1 protein-coding gene is annotated in these 388 nt (G+C 61.3%); it reads right to left on the bottom strand.

Annotated features, from left to right (window positions below):
• A partial coding sequence (locus FWJ25_RS19555; protein WP_281292577.1) for a contractile injection system protein, VgrG/Pvc8 family occupies positions 1–388 on the bottom strand: 388 nt, incomplete at both ends.

Here is a 388-nt window from a genome sequence, read left to right as displayed (position 1 = left end):
CATCCACGCTGCCGTGCTGATAACGATAGTGCCAGCCTTCTTCCGCCGCCAGCCGGCTGATAAAATCCAGGTCGCTCTCCCGGTGCTGGACGCAGTATTCCCGTTCCTCCGGGGAACGCTTCAGGTCAAAGACGGATTCCACGATGCCCCGCTCTTCGAGCAGGGTGCGCACGATGGTGTCCGTACTCTGGGTCTGGAAGATGCGGCTGTTGTGCATCAGGCCCAGGCGCCACAGCGGAGGTTGGATCACCAGCTCATAGCGGGTTCGCCGATGGCCGGTATCGCCCCGGGCGAATTCGTTGACCACGCCGGTGAAGCGACGAAGGGGAATGCCGTCCTGCCACACCACCAGATTTACAGGTTGTTCCAGCACATCAGAGGGCTGGAT

This window comes from Marinobacter salinexigens, from assembly GCF_008370345.1.
Classification (GTDB): Bacteria; Pseudomonadota; Gammaproteobacteria; order Pseudomonadales; family Oleiphilaceae; genus Marinobacter; species Marinobacter salinexigens.
The sequence above is the reverse complement of the archived record's forward strand: the minus strand, read 5'-3'. Positions and strand labels throughout refer to the sequence as shown.